Genomic DNA, 23572 nt, shown 5'->3' with positions numbered 1-23572 from the left:
GGGGGGCGATAAGTATGGAAGAAGTTATGTTATCAGTCAATTTAGTGTGGGTTATGCTTGGGACAATTTTAGTATTCTTTATGCACGCAGGCTTTGCAATGGTGGAGGCAGGCTTCACACGTTCTAAAAATGCAGTCAACATTATTATGAAAAACTTCATTACAATTTCACTTGGTGGTATCGTTTATTTCTTATGTGGATATGCAATTATGTTTGGTAATACTGCTGGTGGTTTTATTGGAACAAGTGGTTTTGCTTTAAATGGTGTAGATGATATCGGCTTCTTCATCTTCCAAGCGATGTTTGCAGCAACAGGCGCTACAATTCTATCTGGTGCAGTCGCTGAACGCACAAACATTATGGCCTATATAGGTGTTGTTGTTTTAATGACATTATTCGTCTATCCAGTTGTCGGTCACTGGATTTGGAGTGGTAGTGGATGGTTAACTGATCTTGGTTTTGTAGACTTCGCAGGCTCAACAGTTGTTCACTTAACTGGTGCAGTAGCAGCATTTGTAGCCGCTGCTATGATTGGCCCTCGCCTTGGAAAATACGGCGATGGCAAAGTGAATGTTATTAAAGGTCACAGCATTCCTCTTGGTGCATTAGGAGTATTCATCCTTTGGTTAGGTTGGTTTGGTTTCAACGGCGCTTCAACTTTAGCAGCAGATCCTGCAACAGTTCCTAGTGTTATCGCGAATACATTCTTTGCTGCAGCAGCTGGTGTGGTAGCAACTGCTTTCTATACAAAATTCCGTTATGGTCATATCGATGGCTCGTTAACACTAAATGGTGCATTGGCTGGTCTAGTAGGAATCACGGCAGGTGCAGCAAATGTAAGTATTATAGGTGCAATTTTTATTGGTATCATTGCAGCTCCGTTACTAGTTGAAGGTGTACGCTTCATTGAATGGAAGTTAAAGGTTGATGATCCTGTAGGGGCTATCGCGGTCCATGGTATTTGTGGTATTTGGGGTACACTTGCAGTTGGACTGTTCGATACTGCAGGTCAAGGTTTATTCTACGGTGGAGGTATTAGTTTACTAGGCGTTCAAGCAATTGGTATATTAGCTACGATTGCTTGGGTGAGCGTGACTGTCACAGGTGGTCTATTCATTATTAAATTGTTTGTGCCACTTCGCGTTTCAAAAGAAGAAGAAATCGCTGGTCTTGACGTAATGGAGCATGGTACGCCAGCTTATGAATATCAAGAAATTTTCAAAAGCTCAGCATTACGTAATGAATCATTTGCACAACGTTTGACACATATCGGTAAACCTCAAAGCGTTCAAGAAGAACACGTTTCATAAAAATTATTGGAATAGGAATGGTCTCAACATTGTTTTGAGACCATTCTTTTTATATTTGTTCTAATTGAAGCAAATATTCTTTCATCGGGATTCCACTTCGAAAACCAGTCATTTTACCATTTTTCCCAATTACTCTGTGACAAGGGATAATCGCCAATATAGGATTAGCACCAATTGCTGCACCGACTGCACGTACTGCTTTCGGATTCCCAATTTTTTCTGCAATTCCTGAATAAGAAGTCGTTGTGCCATAAGGCAACTCTTTCAATGCATCCCAGACAGCTAGTTGGAACGGAGTACCCTTCACATGAATCTGCATATCAAACTCTCTCAGCTCTCCTTCAAAATAAGCCTCTAACTGCTCAATATACCCTGCCACTTTTTCGCTATTTTCTTCAAATTTATAGTTTTTGAACGGCTTTTTCGCCCAAATCTCAACTTCTTCAAAAGGTGCATCTGGTGTACCGATATAAACAATCCCCTTGTCAGAAGCAACTACAAATAAATTCCCTAATTTACTACGAAGCGTATCATAATATAAAATATCCATCACATCATCCCCTTTACTTGTAGTATAAAACGCAAGATGCACTTTAACACGAAAAAATCATGCAAAATGAAAATAAGCATATCCTAAAGTAATTTTCTATGCCAAACTTTTTTGTTCATCACTTGTTCCCTACACCATTTTAACTTTTCATGCTACAGTGTTCTTAGTTATTGTAACCTGTAAAGTAAAGGAGTTTTACAAATGAATATCACCTACGAACCTGCTATTCACTTCCAACAAGTCAATTTTTCCGTAGACGAATTAATGATTTTAAAAAACATTACCGGTTCAATTCCAAAAGGGAAAATTACGACACTTGTCGGGCCTTCTGGTGCTGGCAAAACTACCTTATTAAAAATGTGCAATGGTTTACTATCACCCACAACTGGCACTATCTTCATAGATAATCAACCAATCACCTCTTACGAACCTACCGCGTTACGTAGACATGTCAGCATTGCTCTTCAAGCTGCGCCAATGATCGATGGCACAGTTTTTAACAACCTCTCCTTACCTCGTTCTTTACAAGGAGACAAACTATCACAACAAGAAGCCATTCAATATTTACAGGATGTCGGGCTCGATAAAAGTTTTTTGCAACGACCAGCAAATGAATTATCTGGTGGCCAACGACAAAAAGTATCGATAGCTCGTACCCTAATTAATAAATCATCTATATTACTGTTAGATGAAATTACATCTGCGCTCGATCGCCAATCTGCACTGGATATCGAAGCACTTATTTTAACATTAAATAAAAAATACAACGTCACAATAATTTGGATTACACATAATTTACAGCAGGCACTTACAATCGGGCATTTCACTTGGGTAATGATGGACGGCGCACTCGTCGAAACAGGAGAAAGTTCTCTACTAAACATGCCCAAAAACCCCCGTGTCGAAGAATTTGTAAAGGGGGTAGACGCATGACATACGCAACCCTTTCACTAACACTCATTTTCGTATTGATTCCCTTAGCATTATCTAAAACATTAAAGCTCGGGCTTGAAAAGGATACGATTATCGCCACAGTACGCTCTGTCATTCAATTACTAGCAGTTGGCTTTATTTTAAAATTCGTCTTCGATTCAGGAAGCATCATCTATATTTTATTGATGGTTGCACTGATGATTTTTGCAGCGACATTAAACGCTCGCAAAAAAGGGAAAGCCATTAAGGGCATCACATGGAAAATTGCATTGACGCTCATCGTGGTAGAATTCGTGACACAAGGTGTATTGCTTGGTCTAGGGATTGTGCCAGCAACTGCACAATACATTATTCCTATTAGTGGGATGCTAATCGGAAACTCAATGATATTGTCAATTTTATTTTTAAATCGCTTTACAGCTGAAATCACAAGTCATCAAAATGAAATTGAACTTATTTTATCACTCGGTGGAACGTCAAAACAGGCAATCCATCGCCAGTTAACAAGTGCGATTAAAGCGAGTATGATTCCAACAATTGAAAGCCAAAAAACGATTGGTCTTGTGCAATTACCCGGGATGATGAGTGGTCAAATTATCGGGGGTGCCGATCCAATTCAGGCAGTGCAATTCCAGATTCTGATCATTTTTGCACTATTAACAACCGCTACATTATCAAGTATACTGATAGGCTTTTTAAGCTATCCAACATTATTCAACGAGCGAATGCAAATGCTCAAATCAAATAATTGATATGGTGTAAATCATTACACTTTTTCCAAATGTGATATACTAAAGAGAAAATTGCTAAGACTCTCGACACTTCCTGCATAGGAATAGAGTTTTAGCTAATCACAGAATAAAAATAATGCAGTGAGGAGAATGATTATGTTGTTACGTGACTTTTTCATCCAATTATCTGAGAATAACTTATTAAATAATACTGCTAAAAAATACGGCCCAAAATTAGGTGCACAAAGTGTAGTAGCTGGAACAAATATTGAAGAAACCATTGCAAGCATTAAAGAATTAAACGCGCATAATATTTCTTGTACAATCGATAATTTAGGTGAATTTGTTTCAAACGAAGATGAGGCGACAAAAGCAAAAGAACAAATCCTCTCTGTCATTGAAGCGATTCATGAAAACCACTTAAACGCTCATATTTCACTAAAACCTTCACACCTTGGCTTAGATATCGACGTTGATTTTTGCTATGACAATTTATATGAGATTGTTGAAAAAGCAGCATCTTATGATATTTTCGTAAACTTCGATATGGAAGACCATAGTCGTTTACAAACATCATTTGATATGGTTGAAGAACTTTCAAGAACGTTTGAAAATGTCGGTACAGTTATTCAATCATACTTTTACCGCGCAAAAGATGATATTGAAAAATTCCAAAACCTGCGCCTACGTATTGTAAAGGGTGCTTATAAAGAACCTGTTGAAGTAGCATTTCAAAATAAATTAGATATCGACTTGAATTTTATCGATCTTATTGAATATCATTTGTTAAACGGCAAATTCACGTCAATCGCGACGCATGACCACAACGTCATCGCACACGTTAAACGCTTTGTTGCCGACAATAATATCCCAAATGATAAATTCGAATTCCAAATGCTTTATGGCTTCCGTACAGATATGCAAAAGGCACTTGCCAAAGAAGGCTATAACTTCTGCGTATACGTACCTTTTGGCGAAGATTGGTATGGCTATTTCATGCGTCGTCTAGCAGAACGCCCTCAAAATATTAATCTTGTAACGAAAAAAGTGTTTACGAAAAAAACGAATACCGTCCTAGCTGTAGCAGCAGGGGCATTCGTTCTTGGTCGTTTAACAAAAAAGAATAAATAATGTATTATCGCCTTGCCACTTTTGTGGTGAGGCTTTTTTATTTTTTGATGCGACGAGCCGATGATTTTTTCGACACACCAGATTACTCAACTACAACTTTTCATATATAAAAAATGCGGCGAGATACTACTCTCGCCACACACTAAACTAGTATTAAGGATTTGTTGACCAAAGACCCGCATGTTTTAAAACAACGCGCGGATGTAATTTTAACTGTGCAACCATTAAGTCTGCAAGATCCTCTGCTTGCATTACTTTTTCTGGGTTGCCATCAGTTAATTGCAATTCTACTGCCATATCTGTTGCAACCGTACTTGGCGTTAATGTTACGACACGAATATTATGTTTGCGTACCTCTAACATTAATGATTCGCTCATTCCAATAACCGCTGCTTTTGATGCACTATATGCACTTGTAATAGGTGCACCTTTTTGACCTGCAGTCGATGAAATATTAATGATGTCACCAGTTTGACGTTCAATCATTTCTGGTAGAACAGCACGTGTTGTGTAATAGACGCCTTTTACGTTAACATCAACAATATTTGTCCAATCTTCCGGTGAAAGATCTAAAAACTTACCGAACTTTGAAATCCCAGCGTTATTTACTAGAATATCAATCGCACCTAGTTCAGCACGAATGCTTTCAACCGCTTCTGTAATAGATTCCATATTTGCTACATCAGCTGCAGCAATTGCTACTTTTACATCAAACTCTTTTAACTCTTCTGCAACGTTTTGTAAGTTTTCTAATGTACGTCCTACTAAACCAACGTTAATGCCCTCTTTCGCAAATGCGATGGCAGTTGCACGTCCAATACCACGACCAGCACCAGTTATTAATGCTGTTTTTCCAGAAATAATTTGCATACTTCCCGCTCCCTTTTATCTTCAATATAGGTAAAACCTTTCCCCTTAGCTTACAGCGCATAAAGTTAAAAGTATACCAATTAGCTCTATTTATTCCATCCTTTTTCCTTGAAGCGCGCAATAGCCTCTATACGATTGCCGACATGTAACTTTTCCAAAATAGTAGAAATGTAATTGCGTACCGTACCAGCTGATAGAAATAATTCCGCTGCAATTTCTTTTGTCGTTTTACCTTCAGCGACAAGTGTTAGCACTTGGCTTTCACGCTCGGTTAACGGATTTTCGCTATCATCTTCGTAGACAAAATCCACAAGTTCTGGTGCATAGATACGTTTGCCGTCCATAATTGTGCGAATTGCGCTAACCAATTCTTCGATTGGGCTGTCTTTTAATAAATAACCACGAACACTTGCTTTTCGTGCACGTTCAAAATAGCCAGGTCTCGCAAACGTCGTTAAAATAATGACTTTACAATCCGATCCATGCAATTCCTCTGCTGCATCAAGTCCTGTTTTGATCGGCATCTCAATATCCATAATACAAATATCAGGCTGGTGCTCACTTACAAGTGCCAATGCCTCTTCCCCATTTTTCGCTAAGCCGACAACTTCCATATCATCTTCCATACTTAGCAACGAACGAAGTGCTCCTAAAAGCATTCCTTGGTCTTCAGCAATTACTATTCGAATCATGTCGTTCACTTCCTTACTTCATTTTTATAATACTTACGTTCTATGCAAATCTTCTATTTTCTCACTTACTTTTTGGTGGGTAATCGTCACTGGAATAGTTATCGTTAATGTTGTACCTTCTCCACCCTCAATTTTAAATGACCCGTTGATAAACTCAAGTCGTTCACGCATACCATTCAAACCATTTCCTGATTTTAAAGCATGCTTATTTGCAATTCCTTGCCCATTATCACGCACGACTAAATATACCTCTTTGAAGTTTTGATGGAATGCAATTTCACACTTTGTTGCACCACTATGCTTCACAACATTCGTTACAGCTTCTTTCAAGCACATCGATAATACATTTTCCACAAGAGGTGGCACGTGGAGCGTATCAATATCTCCGTCAAAGAGAAGTTCCATCTCAGCAGCCTTTAAAATTTGAGAAACACGCATCATCTCATCTTCAAACTTTGCAGTACGCATATCCGCTACTAATTCACGTACTTCTTTTAAAGCAATACTCGCGGTTTGGCGAATGTCTTTAATTTCTGTTAGCGCTTGTTGTGGATCTCGCTCTATCAAACGTGCCGCTAAGTCACTTTTCAAACCAATCATTGATAACTTTTGGCCAAGCGTATCATGTAAATCACGCGCAATTCGTTGACGCTCTTCAAAAATAATTAATTCCGCAATTCGTTCATTTGCTGTTTCTAATTGACCCTCTAAATTATCACGTTTATTTTTCGAATAAATTGTTAGTGGTAATAACACAACCGCTAAAATTGTTAATACGACAAATGGTAGCTGCGATAAAAACAGTTGCAATTCTACAAAGAACCCAAATACTGTTGATAAAACTGTAAATCCTATATGTAGCCCGTACATAATGTAAAATCCAACTGGTCTACGAATATTACCAATGAAAAATGCTGTGAAAATCGATAAATACACATAGCCATATAAAACAGTCAAAGCAATATTAATAACCATTTCAAAGCTGATCCACATATAGACTAGTCCATTTTTAGCATTTACAGAAAATCTGTAAAATATGAAATACAACATTAAAAACGTGATTCCAATTGAAATTTCGATATACGAAGACTTCTTAAAAATAAAGAAAAACGGTAAAAAACAAAAAATGACCCATAAATATATACTGAGCATTGGACTATTCGGAATAATACTATGCCACTTTCTCATCGTTGCCTCACAAACTTTCCTACTTTTCCACTTATTATATCAATGAAGAGTGGAATGTGCTCGTTTCCACTGTCACGCAATAAACAATCTCCACCTTACGCAAAACAGCCACCCCCTAGAAGAGATGGCTGTACTATTTCTTTATTAAGCAGCGATACTGTCTTTACGTCTGATTGTTTCTTTAACATCTTTAAATGAAACAAACTTACCAAGCTCTTCATCATACAATTTATAACGTAATGATTCTAAACTTGTACGTAATGTAATAGTTGTCGCCGTGTGAAGTGGCGGCGTTTCATTGTGTGCTTTTTCAAGATTGTAGTTCGGCACACGTGGTGCTAAATGATGCACGTGGTGGAAACCAATATTTCCTGTTGCCCATTGCAATATTTTCGGTAATTTATAGTAAGAACTACCTTCAACAGCAGCTTTCACATAATCCCATTCTGTATCATGTTCAAAATATGAATCTTCGTACGTATGTTGAATGTAGAATAACCAGATACCCAGTGATCCCGCTACAAATAATGTCACACCTTGAACCAATAAAAATGCTTGCCAACCTAAGAAGTAGATTAAAGTTGCGCAAATTGCTAGAAGAATGCCATTCGTTAACTGTGTATTAACACGTTCTTTTGTCTTCGCATCTTTACGATTAAAACGATTTAAAATGAAGACCATGAAAAGTGGTCCTAAACCAAACATTACAAATGGATTACGATAAAAACGGTACCATAAGCGTTGTCCTTTTGATGCTGCTAAATATTCCTCAACTGTCATCATATCAATATCGCCAATTCCACGCTTATCTAAGTTCGAACTAGTTGCATGGTGAATTGTATGCTCACGCTTCCATTTTTCGTACGGGAACGATGTTAACACCCCAGTTAATAAGCCAACCCAGTCGTTTGCCTTTTTACTTTTGAAAAATGAACCATGTGTACAATCATGGAAAATAATAAATGTTCTTACGACAAACCCAGCTGAAATTACGCTAAGTCCTGCAGTTAGCCACGGTGAATAATCTACAAGCAAATATCCTGCAATCCAAAGTGCAAACAGTGGCACCATCGTATTGATCATTTGGAAGACGCTTCTACCAGTATCTGATTTCGCAAATGGCGCTACATCTTGGCGCAATTTTTTTGTTTTTTCTTTATCTGTTGCCATCCCTTTTCCCTCGTTTCATATTTTCTTATGACCTCATCATAAAACAAGCATATAAACGATAACAGACGCAAACATCATAAAAAGGATATGACATTTGTCATACCCTTCTAATTATCTCTCTTTTGGCCCCGTCAACTGCAATTGATAAAATACTAAATCCAACCATTTACCGAATTTAAAGCCTGCATTTTTTATGGTTCCAGCATATTCAAAGCCTAGCTTCTCATGTGCTTTGATACTACCAATATTTTCACCATCAATGCCCGCTACAAGTGTTTTCACACCTTTTTCCTCTGCGGTACGGATCAGTTCATGCATTAGCTTAGTCGCAATCCCTTTTTGATAATGCTTTTTATGCACGTACACCGAATGCTCCATTGTATATTTATAACCCGGATACGGGCGGAACTGATTGTATGTAGCAAAGCCAGCAACTTCTCCATCCTCTTCAAAAACAAACAGCGGATACCCTGCTACGTTTCGCTCTGCAAACCATTCTCTTTTCTCTTGGATTGATTGTGGTTCATTCATATACACAGCTGTGTTCGTCAAAATTATATCATTATAGATTTCTAAAACTCCGGGTAAATCTCTCTCTTCCATTGCTCGTATCATTTTTCAACACTCCTAAGTTAAATACTAAATTGCTAGTCTACGCTTGAAATTCCGAAACAATAATAGACAATCCCATTTTTACGCCTAATCATTAAGATAAAACAGGTCCTACCGTAAACAGTAGGACCTTATCCATTATAAACTTCTTTACAAAATTACACGTTGAAATATCGTGCATTTGGATGTGCAAAGACAATTGCAGAAACAGATGCCTCTGGTTCCATCATGAAGCCTTCTGTTAAATTAACACCAATATCTTCAGGCTTTAACAGACCGAATAATTTTTCTTGATCTTCTAGGTTCGGACAAGCCGGATAACCAAACGAGAAACGTTGTCCTTGATATTTCGCAGCAAAACGATCACGCATCGTGAAGTCCGTCGCATCTGGGAAGCCCCATTGATCGCGGATTTCCTGATGCATACGTTCAGCAAACCCTTCCGCAAGTTCTAGCGCTGTTGACTGTAAGGCGTGACTTTCTAAGAATTTACCTTCTTCTTTTAAATCACGTGCTGTTGCCATCACACCTTGTCCAGCCGTCACAACCATTAGCGCAATATAATCCATTTCTCCGCTGTCCACCGTTTTCAAGAAATCAGCTAAGCACATAAATGGCTCAACTTGCTGACGTGGGAAAGTAAAACGTTCGATTTCGGTTTTACTATCATTTGGATCATATACGACTACATCATCACCGTCTGCCTGTGCAGGGAAGAATTGATACATACCTGATGGTTTTAATAGGTCACTCTGTAAATAATCATCCACAAGTTCTTTTAATTCTGTCGCACGTGCGTCTCCTGCATCAAGTAATTGTTGCACTTGTCCTTTTAAGCCTAAATGATGACCAATCAATGTACGCATGTTCACATACGGATATAAATGTGATACAGAGTAATCTTTCTTCACATGACGGCGTAAATCTGATGGCAAGAATACAGATGCATCTCCTATAGTACGTGCTGGTTTAACAAGCACTTCTTTTACTGGACGAGCCGCACGTTTTTCATCTGCCTCTAAACGTTTCTGTCGTGATTCAGTAATCTCAGCTAAGAAATCCTCACGCGTTTCTGTACCCATTAAACGGTTTGCTTGTTCTAATCCTTGCATTGCATCTTTTGAATAAATAACAGGACCGTCATATTCGTTTGCTATTTTTGTTTCTGTAAAGCGGCGAGATAACGCTGCGCCCCCTACTAAAATCGGTACATCAATACCCGCTTCCTTGAAATCCTGTGCAGTAATCACCATCTGTTGTGCTGATTTTACAAGTAATCCTGAAAGTCCAATGAAGTCTGGTTTTTCTTTTCGAATAGCTTCAATAAGTTGGATTGGAGTGACTTTAATGCCTAAATCCACTACTTTATAGCCATTATTACTTAGAATAATATCTACTAAGTTTTTGCCGATATCATGCACATCACCTTTAACTGTTGCCAATACCATCTTCCCTTTACCAGCGCTCTCTTCATCTTTTTCCATGAATTGTTCTAGGTGAGCAACTGCCGCTTTCATAACACCAGCTGATTGTAATACTTCTGCTACAATTAGCTGATTGTCATTGAACAGACGACCCACTTCCGCCATACCTTCCATTAACGGTCCATTAATAATATCCAGTGGTGCATCGTACATTTCACGAGCCGCATCTAAATCTTCAATGAGCCCTTCCTTTGTACCTTCTAAAATATAGTACGCTAAGCGGCCTTCTACAGTTTTTGGTATATCATCTTCAGTTTTTTCTTTCTTTTTATCACGATAAAAGTCCGTAAACATTGCCAATGTTTCATCATTCGTATTGAATAATAAATCATTAGCTAAATCGATTTCCGCTTGAGGGATCGAAGCGTAACGCTCTAATTTCTCTGTATTAACAATCGCATAATCTAAACCAGCTTGCGTACAGTGATATAAATACACTGCATTTAACACTTCACGACCTACAGGAGGTAAGCCAAATGAAATATTACTTACACCAAGGACTGTTAGCGTGCGTGGTAGTTTTTCTTTAATTAAACGAATTCCTTCGATTGTTTCAAGCGCTGAGCCGATATATTGTTCATCACCTGTACCTACCGGGAACATTAATGGGTCAAAAATAATATCTTCAGGCGCTAAGCCCCATTTCTCCGTTAATAATTTATACGAACGTTCAGCAATTTCTAACTTACGATGACGGTCAACAGCCATCCCTTGCTCGTCAATTGTTCCAACAACTAGAGACGCACCGTATTTTTTCACAAGTGGCATTACCGCATCAAAACGCTCTTCACCATCTTCTAAGTTAATGGAGTTAATAATTGCTTTACCTTGCGAGAATTTTAATGCTTCTTCAATAACTTTCTCATCAGTTGAGTCAATTACTAATGGCACCTTAACTTTTTTCACAACTTCTTGCATGAAACCGCGCATATCTTCTAGCTCATCACGGTCTGGGTTGGCTAAACATATATCAATAACATGTGCACCATTTTTCACTTGGGCACGTGCAATTTCTGCCGCTTCCTCAAACTTGCCATCAATTATTAAGTTTTTAAATTTACGCGAACCAATAACATTCGTACGTTCCCCGATAAATAATGGGCGCATTGAATCGTCATACACTAATGATTCAATTCCAGATACAACGTGACCATGTGTTGCTTCTGGTAATAGTCGTGGTTTTTCGACTTTTAATACTTCACGAATTGCCGTAATATGTGCTGGTGTTGTACCACAACAACCACCAACAATATTTAACCAACCTTTTTCTGCAAAACCTTTTAATTTCTGTGATAGCGATTCTGGTGACTCATGATAGCAACCCTCTTCATCTGGTAAACCAGCATTAGGATAACAGCTAATATAGCCTGTAGAAAGCTCTGATAATGTACGTATATGGTCAGTCATAAATTCTGGGCCAGTCGCACAGTTTAAGCCAACTGATAACGGTTTAATATGCTCAATTGAAATATAAAACGCATCTATCGATTGGCCAGCAAGCGTCGTACCCATTGGCTCAATTGTTCCTGAAATCATGACTGGTAGTTCTTTACCTGTCTCTTTAAATGCGCGTGAAACACCTAGTGTCCCAGCTTTTACGTTCAACATATCCTGACTCGTTTCAAGAAGTATTAAATCTGAACCTGCTTCAATTAAAGCTTTTGCCTGTACGTAGAAATTCTCTTCAAGCTCATCAAATGTAATGCCACCTGTTACAGATAACGTTTTAGTCGTTGGCCCCATAGCCCCCGCAACAAAACGCGGCCAATCAGATGTTGAAAATTCATCGACCACTTTACGTGCTATTTCAACGGCACGTGTATTGATTGCATCTGCTTTGTCTCCAAGGTCGTATTCATTTAATACAAGAGGCGTTCCCCCAAATGTATTCGTACAAATAATATCTGCACCCGCTTCTAAATACTCACGGTGTACTTTTTCAAGGACATCAGGTCTTGTCAGTACAAGGTTTTCATTACAACCATCTAACTCTTCCCCACCAAAGTCCTCTGCTGTTAAATTTTCATTTTGAAGCATTGTACCCATCGCGCCATCAAGGATTAAAATTCGTTTTTCTAGTTGCTTTTCAATCAAGTGCTTAGCCATTTGTACTTACCCCTTTTTTCTGTTCATCCAGTTGTTCTATATAGTCCATTAATTCTAGCGTCATATCATAACGTAAAAACGGTGTGATTAAATAAATGCCATTGAAATATTCCGCCGCTACTTCTACAAGTTCTCGTGCAATTGCAATGCCCTCTTGTGTCGCCATGTCCTTATCATCGCCACACGCTTTCATACGCTCTAACGCATCCTCTGATAATTTAATGCCTGGTACTTCATGATGTAAAAATTCTGCACTCTTATAACTCGTTACAGGCATAATTCCTATATAAATTGGCGTTTCTAAATGTTTCGTAGCCTCATATATTTCTACAATCTTCTCTTTTGTATAGACAGGTTGCGAGATGAAATAATCTGCACCGTGCTCAATTTTCTTTTCGAGTCGTGCCACTGCACGGTCTAAAACACGTACATTCGGGTTAAACGCCGCTGCCACAGAGAAGTTTGCCTTTTTACGCAGGGGTTTCCCTGAGAATGATACACCCTCATTTAACTGCTTAATCAGTTGGATTAATTCCATTGAAGACACGTCATACACACTTGTTGCACCTGGGAAATCCCCCACTTTTGTCGGGTCACCAGTAACCGCTAAAATGTCATGAATGCCTAATGCATCTAAGCCCATTAAATGTGACTGCAAGCCGATTAGATTACGATCACGGCATGTAATGTGCGTCAATGGACGCACACCATGTATTTGTTTCACTAATGCACCCATCGCTATATTACTTATACGCGGTGAGGCTAAAGAATTATCGGCCATCATGACTACATCTGCGCCAGCTTCATATAATTTTTTCGCACCCTCTACAAAGCCATCTATTTCTAGGTGTCTAGGCGTATCTAACTCCACTATAACAGAGCGCTCACGTTTCACTTTTTCATGCAGAGGCTCGTATATCGTAGGTTCCGCCTCACGTACAATCTCTTTCTTTTCTGGCTTCGCGGATTTGTTTTGTACAGGTGCTAACTCTTCTAAATACTTTTTAGCTGCGGCAATATGTTTCGGTGTCGTACCACAGCACCCTCCAATTAAACGTACACCTTGATCACGTAGCGCAACTGCTGCACGCCCAAAATAATCTGCCTCAGATTCGTAAACGACACGACCATCTTCCACATCTAACAGGGAGGCATTTGGATATGCAGACATAAATGCATTTTTAGGCAACTCCACTCCCTCAAACGCTTGAATCGTATGATGCGGACCTAAACGGCAATTTACGCCGACAATATCTGCGCCCAAAGCTTCTAACTCATGTAATGCCTGATTTAACGACATACCATTTTGTAATACACCAGGCTCATGCATCGATACTTGCGCAATAATCGGCAACTGAGTTTTTGCTCGCAGCATTTTTAAAGTCGCTGCTAATTCTTCAAAATCATAATAAGTTTCAAGTAGAAGGCCATCTGGATTGCCTGCCAATAACACATTTGCTTGTTCATCAACTGTTGCTAAAATTTCTTCCAATGTTGCGTCACTTTTACGGATTCCACGAATCCCGCCAATCGTGCCCAGTACAAATTGTCCACCATCTGCAACTGCCCGCTTGGCTATTGTTATTGCCGCTTCATTGAACTGTTGCACGCGTGATTCTAAACCATAGCGTGCTAGTTTTATAGCATTTGCTCCGTATGTATTCGTTTGAATAATATCAGCACCTGCAGCAATATATTCACGATGAATTTTTTCAATTAACTCTGGTCGTTGCACATTCATCTCCTCGTGGCAGTACTCCAAACCATAGCCATATAACAACGTTCCAATTGCGCCATCAGCTGTTAGCACATGCGTTTTTAACTTTTCAAGCAATCCCATAAATCTTAGCCCCCTCTGTCACATCTATAAAATTCGCTCCAGCGGATTTTCGTCTAGATTTTGAATTGTGCATGCACAATTCATTCCTTTTAAAATCTATGACATCCGCCGGAGGCTTTTTCTTTATTCAGCGTTCTAACGCTGAATAAAGAAAAAAGCCTTCTTTACAAAAAGAAGGCTTTAACGTGTCGTAATTGTTTTTCCTTCTCATCTACTGACCACAAAGGTCTACTGGAATTAGCACCTGACATTAAGTTGGTTGCTGAAGCGTCATAGGGCCAGTCCCTCGACTTCTCTCGATAAGAATGTTGTATGAATTTTTTAAATAATTAAAAGAATCATATCGCTTACGCACGTTGACGTCAAGACTATTTCACCTAACAAAGTAATTTTAATCTAAAACACATCAATTTCATGTTTCCCCTACTATATGGAAAAAACCTTTATACAAGCTTTTTAGCAATCATTTCTCCAACTTTTTTGCCATTTTGAATACATGCACCAATACCAACACCAAAATACGAACATCCAGCAAGTGATAAGTTTGGATACCTTACTTCTAACTCAGCAGTTAGACCTTTTAATGCTTCTTGATGCGCTAAATCATATTTTGGCATTTCATTAATCCATTTCGCGACATTAACAACCACTGGCTTATTTTCAATTCCTAAGCTTTTTCGTACGTCCTCCAAAGCTACTGCTGTAAGTTCTTCCTCTGACATGGCACGTAACTGCTCATATGCAGGGTTAATGCTCTTATAGAAGAGTCGCACGAGTAATTTACTTTCAGAAGAAGTATGTTTCCACTTTCGACTCGTCCATGTAGCAGCATTACATTGCAAATCAGAATTATGTGACACAATAAAACCTGTTCCATCCGCTGGCAACACAGTATCTGGCACATCAAAGCCTAAATAAATTGTAATAGCTGAAGCTGTGTTAAATTGATTAAAATACTCATTTAAAGGCTCATCTCTTAATAAACGTTGTACTGCTTCATTCGGTATCGCCATGACAACATGATCCACTTCGATTGTTTCACCATTCGCTAAAGAAATAGCATAGTTATTGTCATTTTTCACAACACCGGTTGTCGCTACACCCTTTAATATTTCGACTTCCGTTAACATTTCCTCTAGGCGATCTATTAGTGAAGATAATCCATTTTTGAAAGAGATGAATTTTTTATTTGCCGCTTTGACAAATTGTTCGCGATGCATTTCAAAACCTTTAATAATACTGCCATAATCATTTTTATAATCGATTAAATACGGTAGCGTTGAAGCAATCGATAACTGATGTAAATCTCCAGAATATACCCCAGCAAGTACTGGTGCAATTTGATTTTGTACAAGCTCTTCCCCAAAATAATAAGTTAAAAACTCACCAATCGAACTTTCTTTCGTAAATCCTACATTTGGCAGTGTAAAATCCTTTAGTGCTTCCTGCTTTCCTGCCGCTGACACTAATGTACTAGCTTCCAACGAAGCTAAACTCATTGGGATACCAAAAGTTGAATCTAATGGAATGGCATGTAACTCATTATTTGTGTAAATATAGGACGTACCTGTCTCGTTATAGACAAGTGAGTCTTCAAAATTCAACTCTTTTACTAACTCCATAACACCCTTATGACGTGCCACAATGGAATCTGCACCTGTTTCCATAATAAAACCCTGTTCATATGCTGAGTGCAGTTTCCCACCCAAATATGTATTTTGTTCTATCAACACAAGCTTAACGTCTAAACCTTTTTCTAGTACTTGTCGTTGTAAATAATGCATCGTGCATAAACCCGTAATGCCTCCGCCGAGTACAGCTACTGTTTTCATTCTACCCGCTCCTATTTTCTTTTTTCTCCTCTTAATTATAGACCTTTTCACCCAAATATTATGTGAAACCCTTTACAAAATTAGAAACAAAAATAATTACATTCTCATAACGAGCAAAACACTAAACATTTATTTCCATCTAATAAGGTGGTAGTTGCTTCCCACGGGCGAGCGTCGAGCCTCCTCGTCGATCATTCTTCACTCTTGTGGGGTATTGCCTGTCTCTTTCGCTACAGAACAAAGCTTCCTGGGGCCACTCCAATCAACTAACTATTTATTCGAAAAAATTTTTCTTATATTACACGGAACAATGGGTTTTCTTTATGAAAAAAACACTGCACTATTTTTCTTTTTGGCCCCCTCTATCTGCTAAGACACATTCATGTACTTTCTTTATCCTGAAAATAAAAAATACCCAGTAAGTTCCCCTTTCACTTACTAAGCATTTTCTTCTTTTTATTCTGTTAAGTCCTGTGCAACATTCGCTAATTTGTCTGCCGAGTGTGTCACTTCGTCGAAGGCAATAGCTAATTCACTGACTATTTTAGTCACTGCATTTAAATCTTTTTCCATGCAATCATTTTGACATTTTGCTTCCGTCATAGCATCTAAAATTTTATTGAATTGACCTTCCGTTTGCACCATGTTCTCTTCGCCAGAGGCAACCTCCTGTTGAATATTGTCTAACGAAAGAACAAGTTTGTCCGTCCGATCATTTGTATTATTTAGTAATTCAGCGACTGACGTCACAGATTGCTTTGTTTGATCTGATAATTTTCGAACTTCATCCGCAACAACACTAAAGCCTTTTCCCGCTTCTCCAGCACGCGCGGCTTCAATGGCTGCATTTAATGCCAATAAGTTTGTTTGGTTTGCAATATTCGTAACAACACTCATAATATCTTCCATTTCTTTAGACATTTCTGCAAGTTGTCCAATATTATCTGTAATATCATCAAGTGAATGAATAATATTATGCATGTTCATAGATTGATTGCGTAAACGTTCCCTGCCCTCTAACGCCTGATTTTCAGCTAATGTGGATACACTTAACGATTTTTTAGCAAGCTGCATAATTTCATTTGATTGTATATTTAACAAATGAAAAGCAGCATTTGTTTCTTGCGAGATAGCAGCAAGACCTTCTGAAGAGGCTACAATTTTTCTTTCTACCTCTACTTTTTCTCGCTCAACCTTCAGCTTTAAATGCTCAATTGTATTTTCAAATGCTTCTAATACTAACTGTTGTTCAAAATTTGAAGCTTTTGAGATTGCACGAATAGTATTAAATTGATCTATTGGGTTCTCAACGTTTTTTTCAACCAAATCAATAAAGGAAATTGATAAGTCCTGGAACGCACAAATATACCATTGGGTTTTTAATCCAATGTGAACATGAACCTTCGCAATAGCAATCCGTCTCTTAAAAAAATCTTCATCAATGATACCATTAAACATCTCAATAATATGACGACTCAATGTGATTTTCAGCTTTTCAACGGAACTATGTTTATTAATAATATCAGTCAAACTACGCTCAGTTCCCACCATGTCATAAAATCGATCAACAATGTATTTAATATTTTCCTCTACATACGGCTTAAACGCCTTTAAATATTGTAGGTCTTGCTCTGTTAAATTTAACATTTCAATTTGCTTTCGTATTAATGGATGACCAGACACATCCATCTTGACAGCATATTGTTGTAAATCTAAAACATCAACCCTTTTTTTCTTCTGAAAAATCACACATTTTCCCTCTTTCACTTACATATAAACTTGGAATAGTTGAGCATCATTCCATTTCCGTTTATTTAAATATATTATTTGGCTCATCAAAAAATTCCGTTATACTCCAGATTACATTATCCCAAAGTTCCACATCAAAATCATAGTGAAATAAGCATTATATTGTTAATAAATTCACATTAATTTCACTTTTTAATCATTATTTAATGAAATTACAATTATTGATTATACATTAATTTAGCACATTATGTAAAAACGAATAAAAATAAGGAGTTTTTTACCAATTTTTCATTAATCCACTCATTCAAAGGTAATGTTATGAGATTTAATAGAAAAATATCAGTATCAAAAAAACAAGGTATCCGAATAATGGATACCTTGTTTTTTGTAAAAAGTTGTTACTTTACCTTAACTTGCATGGTGATCATTTCATTTTCCAACGATATTGAACGCTTATCAAAATAGTAAATCCGATCATCGATTCTGTCTTCAATCGTTGAATCTATTTTCATCATTTCAATAACATCACATGTAAACATGATTAACGTACGAAGTCCACTTTCTAATTTCCGGATTTCCTTACCATACTCTACGAATAAACGTTTATCTACGCTACCTTTTTTAATCTCTAATAAATTTTCATTTATCTTTGTATCGAGCATTTCATATCGATTTTTTTGACGTAATTTTAATGTGCGCATTTTTTCTGTGAACTTCTTTGTATCTTGGTGATCCAATCGAACACTTTTGTGGCTCTTTAGATACTCAATAGTACTACATAACAAAGAAAGATCATCTCGTTGCGCAATTAAAGCTTCTTGATACACACGTAAGTTTATCTCTCGTTCATCTTCTACTGCTGACTTTAATATGTCCATTTAAAACTAGCTCCTTTACAAAACTCGTTGCTATTATATTGCCCGAACATTACTACAATAAACATCGTGAACAATGTATCCAGTCTACAAAAATAAATTATATATTGGAATAATATCTATTCAGCATCGTACACTTACAAATTATTACCTAATTACATCACTATTTTTCTAATTCTTTAAGCTTGGATTTAGCTTCCTCTACACCAGCTTCTGCAGCTAAACGATACCATTTTTTCGCTTCTTCAATATTCCTTGGAATACTTTTTCCTTCATTATATATATGCCCTAGTTGAAGTTTCGCTTCTAGGTCGCCTTGAAGTGCTGCTTTTTTAAACCAATGAATACCCTTTTCAATATTACGAATGCCAGCTGAACCTGTGCTCCAAATAAATCCTAAATCATAAAAAGCGTCTACATGGTATTGTGCCGCTGCCTTTTCATACCAATACAATGCTTGATTTACGTCCTTTTGCTGGCCTAAACGACCGTCTAGATAAATACCACCAAGATAATACTGTGCCTCTACATATCCAGACTCTGCTGATTTTTTATAAGCCAAAAACGCTTGGCTCTCATCTATAACACATCCCAATCCTTGCTCGGCCATTATTCCTAGCGTAAACATCGCTTCTGCCACACCATGCTTAGCTGAAAAATCAAACCACTGGGTCGCAAGCTCCATATTTTCAGGTACACCTTCACCATTAAAGTACATGTCTGCTAAATTATTTGCAGCATCCGGATGCCCTTGCACTGCAGCTGCTTCATATAACGTAAAAGCGCATTCATAGCTTTCAGGCACACCAATACCTTCAAAATAATAGTTCCCCAGCTCATATTGCGCTTCCGCATAACCCTGTTCTGCCGCTATTTCAAGCCACTTTATTGTTTTTTTAGGCTGATACGGAATATCCTCATCTGTACCATAGTAACTTCCCAGCTCATACTGGGCCTCCGCATTATTCTCTTCAACTGCTTCTTTATATAAATCAATCATTTCCTCATGATTTAGGTCATCTTCTTCGAAAGCCTCTAGTTCTTTGTCGTCCTGCGCAAAATACCATTCCAACACATCAAGTACATCATCTACAACTTCAGCAGTATGCGCTAATTTTTCCAACGAACTAATTTGCCAAATTCCCACATAAATTTGAAGAGGTATCGCCTCACGTAACAAATCATCATACTCTGCTAAAAGCGTTAAGACATTTTCTTGTATTGATTGCGACTGCTTAGGGTGCACAATTTGTAAATGACGTTGCTGATTATTCTTTAATAATTCCTGTATTACCTGATAAATCATCTTTTGAATTATCGTTAATTGCACCTCTTGAAGTGTAAGCAACATGATATTTTGAGCAAACCATGAGTTTTGCGTTTGCACTAGCTGCTGTAATGCTGTAATACGTTCTTTATTTTCTGTGACTAATAATTGTTTATACATCGTTTCCCCCCTTAACTATGTAAAAAACACTCTTGCACTATTATATGGAAGAAAGCAAAATTGTTTAACAGCCATTCTTACAATATCTGCTACAATTTACACACTTCCAACTTAAACCCTTAAAGTCATGAGTGAATACATCAAGAACTGCCTAAGAACCTATCTCATAATCTATACCTTATTTTTTAGCTTTACAAACTCAGTCTATCCACACACTGAAAATCTGTAAATTATCTATTACCCAACTCTCTCCACTATCTAAAGCAAATTACAAACTTCATCTATTTTGGACTAAGTATTTTCTATAGTCTACACTACTATTTCATTTTTTTTGAAGTACCCAAAATTAATATAGTGATTATTGTATTTTCTATATGATTTCATGTAGTATTGTTATCATGAAATATTTTATGACAATACCAAAAAAATTCTTGGAGGAATGTAAGTAATGAAAAAAATTCTTGCCGCTCTATTTGCAGCGACACTAATGTTTGCCACTGTTGGAGCGACACTTTTAATCTCTGAAACACCTACAGCGGAAGCAAAATCGTACAAGTCTGGTAAAAAAGGCTTCAGTAATAATAACAATAGCTCAAATATCCAAAAATCACAGGATAATTCTAAAGATCAAAACAATGCAACAACAAATAAAAGCAACACAAATTCTACTAAAAAAGCAGATACAGATAAAAAAGGCGGCTTCTTCTCAGGTGGTCTGATGAAAGGTTTAATGCTTGGTGGTTTAGCTGGTTTACTATTCGGCGGTCTATTTGGCAACATGGGAATGCTTGGTTCAATCCTTGGTCTACTTATTAACGCAATTGCAGTAGCAGCGATTGTAATGTTAGTTGTGAAAATCGTTAAAATGTTCAAAGATAAAAAACGTAAAGAGCAGGAAGCTACACAATGGAACAAATAATAAACGAACAAGATATTATTAACGCGATTTGCTTATCACACGCATATCACAAAAATGTTCGTCCAGAAGATGTCATTGTTGAACTTATGTATGATGATGAAACAGGATTTGGGGCAGAGGTTGAAGTCGATGGACAAGCAGAGGTATTAGATACAGCTGGAATGATTGGTACTTTACGCGTATGGATAAAAGACGTACTTCACCGCGATCCATTTTCAACAAGTATTGAACTTGTATTAGACGATGAAGAAGGCATTATTGCCAAATTATCATAAAGTTTTACAACACGGCAGTCCGATAAATCCTATTTACGATTTATTGGACTGCCTCTTTTTTTCGTAATAACACAAAGGGTAGAGATCCATTTCGAGGACCTCTACCCTTTTCATTTTACTATTTTGGCACTAGCTCACTAAAATTCACAAGCATTTTTGCTGCGTGACTACGCTTTGTTGAATCAGCAGGTGAAAATTTGCCGCCATTACCTGCTACGATCCCAAACTCATATAACATAGCAATTGCTCGTTTTGTTTCTTCATTATAAGTAGCAATATCAGTAAATGGCACTTCACCTTTTACGACATATGCTTGTTGTGTCTTTAATTCATACGCACGATTAATCATAAGCGCAAGCTGTGCACGTGTAACTGGCTGGCTTGGATTAAATTCCCCTTCAGTGCCCTTTACTAATCCTGCGGCATATGCTGCAGCAATTTCCGCCTGTGTTTTGGCATCATAGTTACTAATATCAGTGAAAGGTGCAGTTTCTGTTGTTGTTAATCCTAAACTACGTACTAAAATTGCCGTTGCTTGTACACGTGTGACATCTAGCTCTGGTTTGAATGTACCGTCAGCATAACCCTTCATAATACCTGTCGTTGCTGCTTTTTGAATATATGGTAGTGCCCAATGATTTTCAGTATCTGTGAATTTCGGTGTACCGCCTGTTGTAAAGGTTGCAGATGGATTTTGCACACTTTCATTTCCTGCTGCATCTACTGCTTTTACAATGACAGTATAGGCTGTATTTTCTGCTAAATCTTTAAGTGTAATTGCTGTTTCTTCTGCCACAACTGTTTCTAACAATTGATCATTTACATAAACTTTATACTTCACAACACCAACATCATCTGTTGCTGCTGTCCATTTTACATGTGCCGTTGACAATCCTTCCTGTATTACATTTATGGCTGATGAAATATCCCACAGCTTACTCTTTTTAATGATTGGCAAAAACGCCTCATTTGCAACAGCCTGATAACCTGCTTCACTTAAATGGATATTTTCCGGATTTGGTAAATACCCCTTAACGTTCTTTGCAACAATATCGGCTGTAGGTACAAAAATTGCGCCGGCTTTTTCTGCAGTTAACTTAATTGAATTATTCATCACACCCAAAAGCATTTTAAATTGCGATTGCAATTTATTTTCGTAGTAAGGGAAAGAGTTATAGTACCCCATCACATAAATTTCTACTTGCGGATTTAGTTTCTTAATCTCTGTTAATATATTTGCATAATTAGCCATTGCCTCAGTGGATGCTTTCAATATTGTTTCCATATTAATACCTGTTGCTGTTGCTTCTTCTAATAGTGGCAATAAATCATTTGCACCTACTGTTAGCGTTACGAACTCCGCATCTTTAATGGATGCACGAAGATTCGCTTGTTCATTCTTATAACCGAAACCTGTAACTGCTTTCTCTACATCTGCTTGTAAATCATTCAATACATTTTTTGTTGTATAGCCTGAGTATGCAAAGCCCTTATTGTAAGATGTAATGAGTCCTTCTTTTTGCAACGATTGTGCGATAAAATCGGTATAACCTAAACCAATTGCACCTACTTCATTCATGCCATGTGCCAATGAATCACCCAATGCCACATAATCTACATGTTGTACCCAACTTGGTGGAACCTCATCTATTTTATTTTCTTCCGCACCTGCTAATGTTGGCACTGTTAATTGTAATGCCAATACACTTGCCGCTAAAAAGCGGAATTTCTTTGAAAATTGCATTCGCCCATTCCTCCTAACTATCTAATAATTAACAGTTTACTAGATAAAGGTTAAAATTGGGTTAAATAGCATTTATAATTTTCAAGTACATACTTTTTTAGATTATCACCATAA

The 23572-nt window shown here is 37.6% G+C and carries 18 protein-coding genes, 2 pseudogenes and 1 riboswitch; of the genes and pseudogenes, 6 read left to right on the top strand and 14 right to left on the bottom strand.

What is annotated here, in order from left to right:
• The first annotated feature begins 14 nt into the window (after positions 1–14).
• Positions 15–1310, top strand: a complete 1296-nt coding sequence (locus ACIQZG_RS15445) for an ammonium transporter (protein ID WP_402756377.1) — start codon at positions 15–17, stop codon at positions 1308–1310.
• 49 nt (positions 1311–1359) lie between these two features.
• On the opposite strand, the gene ACIQZG_RS15440 is transcribed toward ACIQZG_RS15445, so the two are convergent.
• On the bottom strand, positions 1360–1860 hold the full coding sequence (locus ACIQZG_RS15440; RefSeq protein ID WP_402756376.1) for a methylated-DNA--[protein]-cysteine S-methyltransferase: 501 nt from the start codon (positions 1858–1860) through the stop codon (positions 1360–1362).
• Between the two features lie 201 nt (positions 1861–2061).
• On the opposite strand from ACIQZG_RS15440, the gene ACIQZG_RS15435 reads away from it, so the two are divergent.
• The 3 genes from ACIQZG_RS15435 (at position 2062) to ACIQZG_RS15425 (ending at position 4655) form a co-directional block, all read left to right on the top strand.
• The gene (locus tag ACIQZG_RS15435; RefSeq protein WP_402756375.1) at positions 2062–2793 is read left to right on the top strand and encodes an ABC transporter ATP-binding protein; all 732 of its coding nucleotides are present in this window, start codon (positions 2062–2064) and stop codon (positions 2791–2793) included.
• Positions 2790–3545: an ABC transporter permease gene (locus ACIQZG_RS15430; RefSeq protein ID WP_402756374.1), complete on the top strand. Its 756-nt coding sequence runs from the start codon at positions 2790–2792 to the stop codon at positions 3543–3545. Before ACIQZG_RS15435 ends, ACIQZG_RS15430 begins: the two co-directional genes overlap by 4 nt.
• 135 nt (positions 3546–3680) lie before the next feature.
• Complete coding sequence (locus ACIQZG_RS15425; protein ID WP_402756373.1) at positions 3681–4655, top strand: proline dehydrogenase family protein; 975 nt, start codon at positions 3681–3683, stop codon at positions 4653–4655.
• Between the two features lie 153 nt (positions 4656–4808).
• On the opposite strand, the gene ACIQZG_RS15420 is transcribed toward ACIQZG_RS15425, so the two are convergent.
• The 12 genes and pseudogenes from ACIQZG_RS15420 to ACIQZG_RS15365 all read right to left on the bottom strand — a co-directional run bounded on the left by ACIQZG_RS15420 (position 4809) and on the right by ACIQZG_RS15365 (position 20520).
• Positions 4809–5525, bottom strand: coding sequence for a 3-ketoacyl-ACP reductase (locus tag ACIQZG_RS15420; protein WP_402756372.1), 717 nt, complete (start codon positions 5523–5525; stop codon positions 4809–4811).
• Positions 5526–5611: 86 nt separating this feature from the next.
• Entirely contained in the window at positions 5612–6217 is a 606-nt protein-coding gene (locus tag ACIQZG_RS15415) for a response regulator (RefSeq protein ID WP_402756371.1), read from the bottom strand.
• A 33-nt stretch (positions 6218–6250) separates the two neighbouring features.
• Positions 6251–7405: a sensor histidine kinase gene (locus ACIQZG_RS15410; protein ID WP_483869789.1), complete on the bottom strand. Its 1155-nt coding sequence runs from the start codon at positions 7403–7405 to the stop codon at positions 6251–6253.
• A gap of 144 nt (positions 7406–7549) precedes the next feature.
• Positions 7550–8575 carry a Delta(5) desaturase DesA gene (gene desA, locus ACIQZG_RS15405; RefSeq protein ID WP_402756370.1) on the bottom strand — a complete coding sequence of 342 codons (1026 nt, stop codon included), beginning with the start codon at positions 8573–8575 and terminating at the stop codon, positions 7550–7552.
• Between the two features lie 111 nt (positions 8576–8686).
• Positions 8687–9190 carry a GNAT family N-acetyltransferase gene (locus ACIQZG_RS15400; protein WP_402756369.1) on the bottom strand — a complete coding sequence of 168 codons (504 nt, stop codon included), beginning with the start codon at positions 9188–9190 and terminating at the stop codon, positions 8687–8689.
• A 155-nt stretch (positions 9191–9345) separates the two neighbouring features.
• Positions 9346–12777, bottom strand: a complete 3432-nt coding sequence (metH, locus tag ACIQZG_RS15395; protein WP_402756368.1) for a methionine synthase — start codon at positions 12775–12777, stop codon at positions 9346–9348.
• Complete coding sequence (locus ACIQZG_RS15390; RefSeq protein WP_402756367.1) at positions 12770–14617, bottom strand: bifunctional homocysteine S-methyltransferase/methylenetetrahydrofolate reductase; 1848 nt, start codon at positions 14615–14617, stop codon at positions 12770–12772. The genes metH and ACIQZG_RS15390 overlap by 8 nt, the downstream gene beginning before the upstream one ends.
• A gap of 204 nt (positions 14618–14821) precedes the next feature.
• Positions 14822–14923: riboswitch (SAM riboswitch) on the bottom strand.
• A 137-nt stretch (positions 14924–15060) separates the two neighbouring features.
• Positions 15061–16449, bottom strand: coding sequence for a protoporphyrinogen oxidase (locus ACIQZG_RS15385; RefSeq protein ID WP_402756366.1), 1389 nt, complete (start codon positions 16447–16449; stop codon positions 15061–15063).
• A 456-nt stretch (positions 16450–16905) separates the two neighbouring features.
• A pseudogene (locus tag ACIQZG_RS15380) lies at positions 16906–17427 on the bottom strand (methyl-accepting chemotaxis protein); the annotation flags it as partial.
• Positions 17428–17676: 249 nt separating this feature from the next.
• A pseudogene (locus tag ACIQZG_RS15375) lies at positions 17677–18138 on the bottom strand (protoglobin domain-containing protein); the annotation flags it as partial.
• Positions 18139–18596: 458 nt separating this feature from the next.
• Complete coding sequence (locus ACIQZG_RS15370) at positions 18597–19076, bottom strand: chemotaxis protein (RefSeq protein WP_402756365.1); 480 nt, start codon at positions 19074–19076, stop codon at positions 18597–18599.
• A gap of 160 nt (positions 19077–19236) precedes the next feature.
• Positions 19237–20520 carry an SEL1-like repeat protein gene (locus ACIQZG_RS15365; protein ID WP_402756364.1) on the bottom strand — a complete coding sequence of 428 codons (1284 nt, stop codon included), beginning with the start codon at positions 20518–20520 and terminating at the stop codon, positions 19237–19239.
• A 448-nt stretch (positions 20521–20968) separates the two neighbouring features.
• Between ACIQZG_RS15365 and ACIQZG_RS15360 the strand changes: the two genes are divergently transcribed.
• Together ACIQZG_RS15360 and ACIQZG_RS15355 are read left to right on the top strand one after the other, a co-directional pair.
• On the top strand, positions 20969–21439 hold the full coding sequence (locus ACIQZG_RS15360) for a hypothetical protein (RefSeq protein ID WP_402756363.1): 471 nt from the start codon (positions 20969–20971) through the stop codon (positions 21437–21439).
• A complete protein-coding gene (locus ACIQZG_RS15355) occupies positions 21427–21714 on the top strand; it encodes a DUF2653 family protein (protein ID WP_402756362.1) in 288 nt (95 codons plus the stop codon). The genes ACIQZG_RS15360 and ACIQZG_RS15355 overlap by 13 nt, the downstream gene beginning before the upstream one ends.
• A 118-nt stretch (positions 21715–21832) precedes the next feature.
• Here ACIQZG_RS15355 and ACIQZG_RS15350 read toward each other — a convergent pair whose 3' ends face one another.
• A complete protein-coding gene (locus ACIQZG_RS15350) occupies positions 21833–23458 on the bottom strand; it encodes an S-layer homology domain-containing protein (RefSeq protein WP_402756361.1) in 1626 nt (541 codons plus the stop codon).
• Positions 23459–23572: the final 114 nt, after the last annotated feature.

The sequence above is a fragment of the Lysinibacillus sp. NPDC096418 genome, from assembly GCF_044762775.1.
Classification (GTDB): Bacteria; Bacillota; Bacilli; order Bacillales_A; family Planococcaceae; genus Lysinibacillus.
The sequence above is the reverse complement of the archived record's forward strand: the minus strand, read 5'-3'. Positions and strand labels throughout refer to the sequence as shown.

What these genes read in the sequence shown, in the direction of transcription:
- ACIQZG_RS15425 (WP_402756373.1), top strand. Translation starts at nt 3,681, where the DNA reads ATGTTGTTACGTGACTTTTTCATCCAATTATCTGAGAATAACTTATTA.
- ACIQZG_RS15440 (WP_402756376.1), bottom strand. Translation starts at nt 1,860, where the DNA reads ATGGATATTTTATATTATGATACGCTTCGTAGTAAATTAGGGAATTTA.
- ACIQZG_RS15350 (WP_402756361.1), bottom strand. Translation starts at nt 23,458, where the DNA reads ATGCAATTTTCAAAGAAATTCCGCTTTTTAGCGGCAAGTGTATTGGCA.
- ACIQZG_RS15415 (WP_402756371.1), bottom strand. Translation starts at nt 6,217, where the DNA reads ATGATTCGAATAGTAATTGCTGAAGACCAAGGAATGCTTTTAGGAGCA.
- ACIQZG_RS15435 (WP_402756375.1), top strand. Translation starts at nt 2,062, where the DNA reads ATGAATATCACCTACGAACCTGCTATTCACTTCCAACAAGTCAATTTT.
- ACIQZG_RS15445 (WP_402756377.1), top strand. Translation starts at nt 15, where the DNA reads ATGGAAGAAGTTATGTTATCAGTCAATTTAGTGTGGGTTATGCTTGGG.
- ACIQZG_RS15390 (WP_402756367.1), bottom strand. Translation starts at nt 14,617, where the DNA reads ATGGGATTGCTTGAAAAGTTAAAAACGCATGTGCTAACAGCTGATGGC.
- ACIQZG_RS15420 (WP_402756372.1), bottom strand. Translation starts at nt 5,525, where the DNA reads ATGCAAATTATTTCTGGAAAAACAGCATTAATAACTGGTGCTGGTCGT.
- ACIQZG_RS15385 (WP_402756366.1), bottom strand. Translation starts at nt 16,449, where the DNA reads ATGAAAACAGTAGCTGTACTCGGCGGAGGCATTACGGGTTTATGCACG.
- metH (WP_402756368.1), bottom strand. Translation starts at nt 12,777, where the DNA reads ATGGCTAAGCACTTGATTGAAAAGCAACTAGAAAAACGAATTTTAATC.
- ACIQZG_RS15430 (WP_402756374.1), top strand. Translation starts at nt 2,790, where the DNA reads ATGACATACGCAACCCTTTCACTAACACTCATTTTCGTATTGATTCCC.
- ACIQZG_RS15365 (WP_402756364.1), bottom strand. Translation starts at nt 20,520, where the DNA reads ATGTATAAACAATTATTAGTCACAGAAAATAAAGAACGTATTACAGCA.
- ACIQZG_RS15400 (WP_402756369.1), bottom strand. Translation starts at nt 9,190, where the DNA reads ATGATACGAGCAATGGAAGAGAGAGATTTACCCGGAGTTTTAGAAATC.
- ACIQZG_RS15355 (WP_402756362.1), top strand. Translation starts at nt 21,427, where the DNA reads ATGGAACAAATAATAAACGAACAAGATATTATTAACGCGATTTGCTTA.
- ACIQZG_RS15360 (WP_402756363.1), top strand. Translation starts at nt 20,969, where the DNA reads ATGAAAAAAATTCTTGCCGCTCTATTTGCAGCGACACTAATGTTTGCC.
- ACIQZG_RS15410 (WP_483869789.1), bottom strand. Translation starts at nt 7,405, where the DNA reads ATGAGAAAGTGGCATAGTATTATTCCGAATAGTCCAATGCTCAGTATA.
- desA (WP_402756370.1), bottom strand. Translation starts at nt 8,575, where the DNA reads ATGGCAACAGATAAAGAAAAAACAAAAAAATTGCGCCAAGATGTAGCG.
- ACIQZG_RS15370 (WP_402756365.1), bottom strand. Translation starts at nt 19,076, where the DNA reads ATGGACATATTAAAGTCAGCAGTAGAAGATGAACGAGAGATAAACTTA.